We start from the raw sequence: 7,683 nt of genomic DNA, 5'->3' as shown, positions 1-7,683 counted from the left end.
GGTATGAAAGTGGAATTGCCGTCGCTCAACGGATAAAAGCTACCCTGGGGATAACAGGCTGATCTCCCCCAAGAGTCCACATCGACGGGGAGGTTTGGCACCTCGATGTCGGCTCATCGCATCCTGGAGCTGAAGTAGGTTCCAAGGGTTTGGCTGTTCGCCAATTAAAGCGGTACGCGAGCTGGGTTCAGAACGTCGTGAGACAGTTCGGTCCCTATCTGTCGCGGGCGCAGGATATTTGAAGGGATCTGTCCTTAGTACGAGAGGACCGGGATGGACGAACCTCTGGTGCACCAGTTGTACTACCAAGTGCATAGCTGGGTAGCCAAGTTCGGAAGGGATAAACGCTGAAGGCATCTAAGCGTGAAACCCACCCTAAGATGAGATATCCCACCGTAAGGGTAAGACCCCATGTAGACTACATGGTTGATAGGCCAGAGGTGTAAGTGCAGTAATGTATTTAGCTGACTGGTACTAATAGGTCGAGGGCTTGACCAAATATTTTACAGGTAGAAAAGGTCTTTTAGAAGTCTTAATGAAGAAAATCCGCTTTTCATCTTGATTCCAACATTATATATTTTTGAAGGTGCATAACGATATTTGCGAGAGCAAAATATCGAACCTTAAAAAGTTTACAATTTTCTGGTGGTTATAACGAGAAGGTCACACCCGTTCCCATTCCGAACACGGTAGTTAAGCTTCTCAGTGCTGATGATACTTGGATGGAGACGTCCCGGGAAAGTAAGTCGCTGCCAGATTTATATCAAGACCTTATGGTTTACGCCATAAGGTCTTGTTTTATGTATCTAGATATTCTGATAAAAGTTTGCGATGTTAACCTAAATTCCCATAGAAAATATCACGCACAAAAATTACAATCCTATATTTATAAGGGTTTTGAATTTATGTGATATAAAGTTACGGAATTTAGGATTTGTTTTGTGGATAAGGTTGTCGCTATAACAACTTTATCCACAAAGATTTTATACAAAAACATAGTATAAGGTTAAAAATCAGATGTGATATTGTAAACAACAGCAAAGTTTTGTAACATATACTTTAAAAATAAATAACTTTATGCTTCAACATATATAAAATTAAAGTTGGATATAAATAAAATATAAACATAAATTTGAAAAGCTGCGAGCCTTTTTTTTAATAGATGTAATATGATAACTCTAGAATGAAATGTGTTTCCAATACACTAATGCTATTATATAAGAATAAATATTCTAAAATATTCATTCTAAAATCCAGAGTTTTGAAAATAGAATTTTCAACAACAAACATATAAAATATTTCATTGAAGAATAAAAGTTTGGTATATAAGAAATGAATAATGTACAAGATCATTAATAGATTTATTAATTTAAGACGAGTTTTTTTTATATATAGGTATTTCAAAGAAACCTGGCGTAGAAATAATTACTGGAGCAAATATCTACTATTGATGTTTCGAAGGAAACAGAAATATATTCTTTTCCTATAGGTTTATCGGAGAAGAACGAATGAGTTTCGGGTTGAGTTTTATCTAAAAAATAAAGATTAATCTAAACCAGATGGAAACAATTAATTCCAGTTAAATAAAAATAAAAAAATACTTGAAAAATATTTTTATATGTAGTAAAATATTGAATGTTGTGACGTGGCATACGATGAAACAGGAGATTGCTACTATTAAGTAGGTAACTTTTGTGGAGAATGTCCGATTCGAAGAAACCGGGCGACAAGTCACTGTACATTTTGCGATGTATATGAACTGTGCATGAATTTGCTTATTTTTAGCCCAGGTTTAACTGCCTTCAAGGCATGTTATTTGTCCTGGGTTTTTATACGACGAAACAGGAAACACCCGGCATAGTGTACAGAGAACATCTTGTTGTACGTAACAATTTTAAGGAGGATTATGTATGGCAAACAAACAAAAAATCAGAATCAGATTGAAAGCATTTGATCATCAGGTTCTTGACCAGTCAGCTGAAAAAATAGTTGAAACTGCAAAAAGAACTGGGGCACAAGTGTCGGGGCCAGTGCCGCTACCTACAGAAAAGGAAATAATAACTATATTAAGAGCTCCACACAAGTATAAAGATTCCCGTGAACAGTTTGAGATGAGAACTCACAAGAGGTTAATCGATATACTGTTGCCAACACCTAAGACAGTTGATGCACTTATGAGACTGGACTTACCAGCTGGTGTTGACATCGAGATAAAACTTTAATTAGTAATTGCTTTCAAAATAAGGTCAAGTTCACTTAAACGCGTATTATGCTGGTATGTTAGAGTGAACCAATAACCACAGGAGGGAAATTTGATGAAGAAATTTATTTTAGGTACAAAAATCGGAATGACACAGATATTTAATGAAGCTGGTTTGGCAATTCCGGTTACAGTAATTCAAGCAGGTCCATGTACTGTAATACAAAAAAAGACAGTTGAAACAGATGGTTATGGTGCTGTTAAAGTTGGATTTGCTGATGCAAATGAAAAGAGACTAAACAAGCCTCAAAAAGGACAATTCTCAAAGCTTAAAGTAGCACCTAAAAAGTATATTAGAGAATTCCGTGCTGATGACTTTGATAAATATGAGGCAGGTCAGGAAATCAAAGTAGCGGATATGTTCGAGAATGGCGAGAAGATTGACGTTACAGGTATTTCAAAAGGTAAAGGATTCGCAGGCGTTATGAAGAGACATGGCCATAAAACTGGTCCGTTAACCCACGGTTCAATGTATCATAGAAGAGTTGGTTCCATGGGTGCGAATACTAGCCCTGCAAGAGTTTTCAAAGGTAAAAAACTTCCAGGACATATGGGTGTTGAAAGAGTAACAGTTCAAAACCTTGATATAGTTCGTGTAGATGCTGAGAGAAACCTTTTATTGGTTAAAGGCGCTGTTCCAGGTGCAAAAGGTGGTCTCGTAATTATAAAGAATACTGTAAAGTCTGGTAAATAGAAAAGGCGAAAGGAGGAAGTAAAATGCCAAAAGTTGATTTATATGATATGAACGGTAAGGTAGTTGGAGATATAGATTTAAGCGAAGCTGTTTTTGGTATTGATGTAAATAAAGAAGTTGTTCATCAGGCAGTTGTGAACCAACTGGCAAATAAAAGACAGGGTACTCAGTCTACAAAGACAAAAAGTGAAGTTCGTGGCGGTGGTATTAAGCCATGGAAACAAAAAGGTACAGGTAGAGCAAGACAAGGAAGTATTCGTTCTGCACAATGGATCAAAGGTGGTATTGTTCTAGGTCCTAAACCAAGGAGCTACAGATACACACTTCCAAAGAAGGTTAAGAGACTTGCATTAAAGTCTGTACTTTCATCGAAAGTAAGTGAGAATGAAATAATAGTTCTCGACAAGTTGAATTTCGATAAAATAAAGACTAAGCAAATGGCAGAAGTGCTCAAAAATCTTAAAATTGATGGAACTGCAGTAATATTAATTGCTGATAAGAATGAAAATGTTGAAAGATCAGCAAACAATATACCTGGAGTAAAAACATTACTTGCAAACACTATTAATGTTTATGATATAGTGAAGCACAGCAAACTTATAATAACAAAGGATGCTGTATCAAAGGTTGAGGAGGTGTACGCATAATGAGATTAGCTGAAGATATTATAAAAAGACCACATATTACTGAGAAGAGTAATATGGAAGCGATAACTGGAAAGTACACCTTTATTGTTGATGTTAAGGCAACAAAAACAGAAATTAAGCAAGCGGTAGAAAAGTTATTTAGTGTTAAGGTTCTTAAAGTTAATACAGTTAATTGCGAAGGAAAGCAAAAAAGAATGGGTGTTCATCAAGGACCAAGACCGGATTGGAAAAAAGCAATTGTTAAAATTGATACCAATCCAAAGCCTACATCCTACTTGACTAAAGGTGGTAAAGCAGTAACTGATAACAAAAAGCTTAAGACAAGTATTGAAGAATTTGGAGTAACTCAATAAGCATAATCTTTTGAGGTAAGATTTATAAAGGAGTGAGAATACATGCCTGTTAAAAAGTATAACCCTACTTCTCCTGCTAGAAGGGATATGTCAGTTTTGACATTTGACGAAATAACAAAGACAGAACCAGAGAAATCTTTGTTGCAGCCTTTAAAGAAAAATGCGGGTAGAAACTCATATGGTAGGATTACTGTTCGCCACCAGGGTGGAGGAGCAAAACAAAAATATAGAATAATAGATTTCAAGAGAGATAAAGATGGAATAAAGGCTAATGTAACAGCTATAGAATACGATCCAAACAGAAGTGCAAACATCGCATTGTTAAATTATGCTGATGGTGAAAAGAGATACATCATAGCTCCAGAAGGCCTTAAAGTTGGTGACGTGGTTGAATCCGGCGAAAACGCTGATATCAAGCCAGGTAATGCACTTCAGTTGCATAATATTCCTGTTGGTACATTGATACACAACATTGAATTAAAACCTGGAAAAGGTGCACAACTTGTTAGATCAGCAGGTATTTCAGCACAGCTTATGGCAAAAGAAAATGACTCTGCACAAATTAGACTTCCATCCGGTGAAGTAAGAATGTTCAGGTTAAACTGCAAAGCTACTATTGGTACAGTTGGAAATCATGAACATGAAAATGTTTCAATCGGTAAAGCTGGTAGAAAAAGATGGATGGGTATAAGACCTACAGTTCGTGGTGTTGTTATGAACCCATGCGATCACCCTCATGGTGGTGGAGAAGGTAAATCACCTATAGGAAGACCAAGTCCTGTTACTCCTTGGGGTAAACCAACACTTGGTTTGAAGACAAGAAAGAAGAAGAAAGCATCCGACAAGTTTATTGTTAAGAGAAGAAACCAGAAGTAATTAATCTTATAATGATATGAGCTGGACTCAAGTAGTAAATGAAAGGAGGACGTGGCTTAATGAGTAGATCAATTAAAAAGGGACCATTTGTACACGAAAAACTTCTTAAGAGAATAGAAGAAATGAATGCTCAAAACGAAAAGAAAGTTTTAAAGAGTTGGTCAAGAGCATCAACAATTTTCCCTCAGATGGTTGGACATACAATAGCTGTACATGATGGAAGAAAGCATGTACCTGTGTATATTTCAGAAGAAATGGTTGGACACAAACTCGGAGAATTTGCTCCAACAAGGACCTTTAAAGGACACGGAAACCACACTGAAAGGTCAACAGCATTAAAGTAAAAGTAATTCTACAATGAAAGGAGGAATTCCAATTGGCAGCAAAAGCAGCTAAAAAGGAACAAGCGGAACTTCTTGAAAATAAACAAAATTTATTAGAAGTTTATAACTCAAAACATACAAAATCAAAAAAGCCTGCAGTGCTTACAAAGGCTGAAAAGAAAGAATTAGGAATAGGTAAGGACCAAGGTAAAGCAATTTTAATGCATGCAAGAATATCTTCAAGAAAAGTTAAAATTGTAATGGATCTTATTAAAAATAAGAATATTGATGAGGCATATGCTATTTTGAGGTACACTCCAAAAGCAGCTTCAGAAATATTGTTCAAACTCTTAAGGTCAGCTGAATCAAATGCTACAAACAATAACAATCTTGACAGAGATAAATTGTATATAGCAGATGGATTTGCAAATCAAGGACCTACTTTAAAGAGAATTATGCCAAGAGCTCAAGGTAGAGCAAACAGGATCAGAAAAAGGACTAGTCACATAACATTAGTAGTTAAGGAAAGAAGCTAATAGAAAAGGAGGGTGGATAATGGGACAAAAGGTTAATCCTCATGGCCTAAGAATAGGTATAATAAAAGATTGGGATACCAAATGGTATGCTGGAAATAAGAACTTTAGTGATTTTCTTGTTGAAGATTTCAAAATAAGGAAGTTCATAAAAAAGAAGCTTTATACATCAGGAATTTCGAGAATTGAAATAGAAAGAGCTGCAAATAAAGTAAAAGTAAATGTAAATACTGCTAAACCAGGTCTTGTAATCGGTAAAGGTGGTGCAGGTATTGAAGAACTCAGGAAGCAGCTTGAAAAAATGACTCAGAAGAACGTATTGATAAACATTACTGAAATCAAGGTTCCTGAGTTGGATTCTCAAATAGTTGCTGAAAATATAGCATCTCAGCTTGAAAAAAGAATTTCATTCAGAAAAGCAATGAAACAAGCAATGACAAGGTCAATGAAACTTGGCGCTAAGGGTATAAAGACTCAAGTAGCAGGCCGTGTCGGTGGTGCAGAAATAGCAAGAACTGAACATTATCATGAAGGTACTATTCCACTTCAGACACTTAGAGCAGACGTAGATTATGGATTTGCTGAAGCAGATACAACCTACGGTAAATTAGGTGTTAAAGTGTGGATATACAAAGGTGAAGTTCTTCCAGCTGTCAAAAGGGAAAGAAAGACGGAAGGAGGAGATAAATAATGTTAATGCCTAAGAGAGTTAAACGTAGAAAAGTTCAAAGAGGAAGAATGAGAGGCGTAGCTACAAGAGGAAATACAGTTATAAATGGCGATTTCGGTTTACAAGCTACTGAACCAGCATGGATAACAAGCAATCAGATTGAAGCTGCCAGGGTCGCTTTGACACGTTTCATCAAAAGAGGCGGTAAGGTTTGGATAAAGATATTTCCAGACAAACCAGTAACATCAAAACCAGCTGAAACACGTATGGGTAGCGGTAAAGGATCACCTGAATATTGGGTGGCAGTAGTTAAACCAGGAAGAATCCTGTTTGAAATAGCTGGAGTGCCGGAAGAAACTGCAAGGGAAGCATTAAGACTTGCTATGCACAAACTTCCCATTAAGTGTAAATTCGTAGCACGTGAAGAAGAAGTGGGTGGTGAAGCAAATGAAAGCTAATGAGATAAGGGATAAATCACAGGATGAATTAGTAAAAGAGCTCGGGGAATTAAAGTCGGAGCTGTTTAAATTGAGATTTCAACATGCTACCAACCAACTTGAAAACCCTATGAAGCTTAAGGACGTTAAGAAGTCAATTGCTCGCATAAAGACCGTAATGAGGGAAAGAGAGTTAAAGGGTATAGAAGCCTAATACCTTGAAGGGAGGTAAATTCAATTGGAAGAAAGAGCATTGAGGAAAACAAGAGTTGGTAAAGTTACCAGCGATAAAATGGATAAGACAATTGTTGTTAGCATAGAAAGTTCTGTTAAACATCCACTTTATAAGAAGTTTATAAAAACAACTTATAAACTTAAGGCTCATGATGAAAAAAATGAGTGTAAAGTTGGAGATAAAGTTAAAGTTATGGAAACCAGACCTCTTAGTAAGGATAAGAGATGGAGACTGGTAGAAATTATTGAAAGAGCTCGTTAGTAATGATCGAAAGGAGGTTTAACCATGATTCAAGTACAATCAACTCTTAAGGTTGCTGATAACACAGGGGCGAAGAAGATAATGTGCATTAAAGTGCTTGGTGGTTCCTGGAGAAAGTATGCCAATATAGGAGATGTAATCGTTGCTTCGGTTAAAGATGCAACACCCGGTGGTGTTGTTAAAAAAGGCGATGTAGTTAAATGCGTTATAGTTCGTACAAAAAGAGGCGTTAGAAGAGCAGACGGTTCATATATAAAATTTGATGAGAATGCTGCAGTTATTATAAAAGATGATAAGAATCCAAGGGGAACACGTATATTTGGCCCTGTTGCAAGAGAATTAAGGGATAATGAATATATGAAAATTTTGTCCCTCGCACCAGAAGTATTATAAG

The 7,683-nt window shown here is 36.4% G+C and carries 12 protein-coding genes, 1 rRNA gene and 2 other annotated features; all 13 genes read left to right on the top strand.

Annotation, left to right across the window (positions count from 1 at the left end):
• The first annotated feature begins 49 nt into the window (after positions 1-49).
• Positions 50-209 (top strand) — a sequence feature (23S ribosomal RNA rRNA prediction is too short).
• A 19-nt stretch (positions 210-228) separates the two neighbouring features.
• Positions 229-486: a sequence feature (23S ribosomal RNA rRNA prediction is too short), on the top strand.
• Between the two features lie 155 nt (positions 487-641).
• The 13 genes from rrf to rplN all read left to right on the top strand — a co-directional run bounded on the left by rrf (position 642) and on the right by rplN (position 7,682).
• A 5S ribosomal RNA gene (gene rrf / locus ACECE_RS0209155) occupies positions 642-758 on the top strand.
• A gap of 1,152 nt (positions 759-1,910) precedes the next feature.
• Complete coding sequence (gene rpsJ / locus ACECE_RS0209145; protein WP_010680913.1) at positions 1,911-2,222, top strand: 30S ribosomal protein S10; 312 nt, start codon at positions 1,911-1,913, stop codon at positions 2,220-2,222.
• Positions 2,223-2,315: 93 nt separating this feature from the next.
• Positions 2,316-2,954, top strand: a complete 639-nt coding sequence (gene rplC / locus ACECE_RS0209140) for a 50S ribosomal protein L3 (RefSeq protein WP_010247087.1) — start codon at positions 2,316-2,318, stop codon at positions 2,952-2,954.
• Between the two features lie 23 nt (positions 2,955-2,977).
• On the top strand, positions 2,978-3,601 hold the full coding sequence (rplD, locus tag ACECE_RS0209135; protein ID WP_010246821.1) for a 50S ribosomal protein L4: 624 nt from the start codon (positions 2,978-2,980) through the stop codon (positions 3,599-3,601).
• Positions 3,601-3,954 carry a 50S ribosomal protein L23 gene (gene rplW / locus ACECE_RS0209130; RefSeq protein WP_010246819.1) on the top strand — a complete coding sequence of 118 codons (354 nt, stop codon included), beginning with the start codon at positions 3,601-3,603 and terminating at the stop codon, positions 3,952-3,954. Before rplD ends, rplW begins: the two co-directional genes overlap by 1 nt.
• A 42-nt stretch (positions 3,955-3,996) precedes the next feature.
• Positions 3,997-4,830 carry a 50S ribosomal protein L2 gene (gene rplB, locus ACECE_RS0209125; protein WP_010246817.1) on the top strand — a complete coding sequence of 278 codons (834 nt, stop codon included), beginning with the start codon at positions 3,997-3,999 and terminating at the stop codon, positions 4,828-4,830.
• A gap of 59 nt (positions 4,831-4,889) precedes the next feature.
• Positions 4,890-5,174 (top strand): 30S ribosomal protein S19, encoded by a 285-nt coding sequence (gene rpsS, locus ACECE_RS0209120; protein WP_010246815.1) that lies wholly within the window; start codon positions 4,890-4,892, stop codon positions 5,172-5,174.
• A gap of 137 nt (positions 5,175-5,311) precedes the next feature.
• Positions 5,312-5,689 (top strand): 50S ribosomal protein L22, encoded by a 378-nt coding sequence (gene rplV / locus ACECE_RS0209115; RefSeq protein WP_205410180.1) that lies wholly within the window; start codon positions 5,312-5,314, stop codon positions 5,687-5,689.
• A gap of 19 nt (positions 5,690-5,708) precedes the next feature.
• Positions 5,709-6,377, top strand: coding sequence for a 30S ribosomal protein S3 (gene rpsC, locus ACECE_RS0209110; RefSeq protein WP_010246811.1), 669 nt, complete (start codon positions 5,709-5,711; stop codon positions 6,375-6,377).
• Positions 6,377-6,814, top strand: a complete 438-nt coding sequence (rplP, locus tag ACECE_RS0209105) for a 50S ribosomal protein L16 (protein WP_010246809.1) — start codon at positions 6,377-6,379, stop codon at positions 6,812-6,814. The genes rpsC and rplP overlap by 1 nt, the downstream gene beginning before the upstream one ends.
• The gene (gene rpmC / locus ACECE_RS0209100; RefSeq protein ID WP_010246807.1) at positions 6,804-7,007 is read left to right on the top strand and encodes a 50S ribosomal protein L29; all 204 of its coding nucleotides are present in this window, start codon (positions 6,804-6,806) and stop codon (positions 7,005-7,007) included. Before rplP ends, rpmC begins: the two co-directional genes overlap by 11 nt.
• 24 nt (positions 7,008-7,031) lie before the next feature.
• Positions 7,032-7,289 carry a 30S ribosomal protein S17 gene (gene rpsQ / locus ACECE_RS0209095; protein WP_010246805.1) on the top strand — a complete coding sequence of 86 codons (258 nt, stop codon included), beginning with the start codon at positions 7,032-7,034 and terminating at the stop codon, positions 7,287-7,289.
• A gap of 24 nt (positions 7,290-7,313) precedes the next feature.
• On the top strand, positions 7,314-7,682 hold the full coding sequence (rplN, locus tag ACECE_RS0209090) for a 50S ribosomal protein L14 (RefSeq protein ID WP_010246803.1): 369 nt from the start codon (positions 7,314-7,316) through the stop codon (positions 7,680-7,682).
• Position 7,683 lies beyond the last annotated feature (1 nt).

Source organism: Acetivibrio cellulolyticus CD2 (genome assembly GCF_000179595.2).
GTDB lineage: Bacteria > Bacillota > Clostridia > Acetivibrionales > Acetivibrionaceae > Acetivibrio > Acetivibrio cellulolyticus.
Note: the sequence above shows the minus strand (reverse complement) of the source record. Positions and strands in the feature narration are given on the sequence as shown.